Genomic DNA, 1,443 nt, shown 5'->3' on the forward strand with positions numbered 1-1,443 from the left:
GCGGCCTGGAAGCTGTCATATGCCTCTTGGCTTTCCCAGACGGTGGTCGTCGTTTTGGTGAGTCCGTCCGCCGACATCACGACCGAGCGGGATAGCACGGCGGGATGCGTGCGAACCGCATGGCTGACGTTGGCGATGGACGTTGCAACCTCTGGATCGAGATCGGCGCTGTCTTTGAATCCAGGCACTTCGTTGGCTGGACGGGTGGTGGTTTTTGTCACGATGAAAGGCACAGAGATTTCTCCTTTTGACGAATGAGTTAAATAAATAGGTAGTTAAATAAATGGGAAGTTAAATAAATAGGTAGTTAAGTAAATAGGTATTTAGAGGCGGCGACTCTATTTATCTGATATCTTGACAGCTCGATCAACGAACTCGATATCAATATGCTCAACCAGGAATCTCTCGTTTCGCTGTTTTCGTTATTGCATGAAATGACGATTGTTAAACGTGATAAGGAGGTATTTAGATCGCCGACATGGATACGTTGGATTGAAAAAGTGACCGGTTATCTTTATTTTGGTGTTGCAGCATTACTTGTTGTTTCTGCATTAGTGCAGTATAAGCATCCTTCAGAAGTAAATTTATTCTTGATTGATTTGTTTTATGTTGCACTGTGTTTTATTGGCGTGGCCTGCTTGCTGACTTTAATATTGAGTCAAGGCATGTTTTTATGGGAAGATCGCAGGAGGGGATTCTCCATTCAATTCTTGCGTCTAAAAATCGACATGTTGGCAGATGCTGATTTCCTAGCTCGGCTTCACTGCTATGAAAAGGCTGCGTTGGAATATGGGCGAATGCATTATCGAAGCCACTTTGATGGCCTGGATGGTCGTGTCGGTTTGCTTATCGGGGATTTGCGCAAAATCGGTATATTTCCTGCGCTTATAGCTTTGGTGATGGCCGCATCAACCTTGATAAAGAACAATAATTCAAAGTACTTTTGGGCGCCTTTGATATTGGCTGCAATTTTTTATTTGGCTGGCCTCTTTGTTCGTCCTCGTCAGGAGCGTACACAGCAGGTGATTGATCTGCTCGATTACGCTATTCTTCATTCCGAGGTAGTGACGGAGCAAAAATGATCGTTGACGATTGAGGTCGCTAACTCGAGATCGGCGCTGTCTTTGAATCCAGGCACTTCGATGGCCAGGCGTGTGGTGGTTTTCGTCACGATGAAAGGCACGGCGATTCCTCCTTCGGAAGGATGGGTTGCAAAATGGACAGTGGTAGGCGCGGTGGGGGCGGACTCAGCAACGGTCCGCCCGAGTCGAAGAGGTGGTTCAGTCAGAACGGACGAATGCCTGCAAGCCTGCCTGATCCAGCGCAGTGCCATCGGTGGCGATAGCTGCCACCGGTGGATACTTGAACACCTTGCATAGCGAGCCGATTTTCACCTTGGTCAGATAGCGCTGATCGCCGGTGAAGGCGACGATGTAGCACTTG

At 47.9% G+C, this 1,443-nt stretch carries 3 protein-coding genes; 1 reads left to right on the forward strand and 2 read right to left on the reverse strand.

What is annotated here, in order from left to right:
• The coding region (locus XANALMUS060_RS17065) for a hypothetical protein (RefSeq protein WP_045739460.1) at nt 1-233 on the reverse strand (233 nt) is incomplete at its 3' end.
• A 153-nt stretch (nt 234-386) separates the two neighbouring features.
• On the opposite strand from XANALMUS060_RS17065, the gene XANALMUS060_RS20380 reads away from it, so the two are divergent.
• Nucleotides 387-1,082: a hypothetical protein gene (locus XANALMUS060_RS20380; RefSeq protein WP_152640611.1), complete on the forward strand. Its 696-nt coding sequence runs from the start codon at nt 387-389 to the stop codon at nt 1,080-1,082.
• Here XANALMUS060_RS20380 and XANALMUS060_RS22810 read toward each other — a convergent pair.
• Entirely contained in the window at nt 1,052-1,183 is a 132-nt protein-coding gene (locus tag XANALMUS060_RS22810) for a hypothetical protein (RefSeq protein WP_255352404.1), read from the reverse strand. The two genes, XANALMUS060_RS20380 and XANALMUS060_RS22810, sit on opposite strands and share 31 nt — an antisense overlap.
• Between the last annotated feature and the right edge of the window lie 260 nt (nt 1,184-1,443).

Source organism: Xanthomonas sp. MUS 060 (genome assembly GCF_000963215.1).
In the GTDB taxonomy this organism is placed as follows: domain Bacteria; phylum Pseudomonadota; class Gammaproteobacteria; order Xanthomonadales; family Xanthomonadaceae; genus Xanthomonas_A.

Bases quoted from the DNA above. Each gene is read 5' to 3' on its own strand.
- XANALMUS060_RS20380 (WP_152640611.1), top strand. From the start codon at position 387: ATGCTCAACCAGGAATCTCTCGTTTCGCTGTTTTCGTTATTGCATGAA.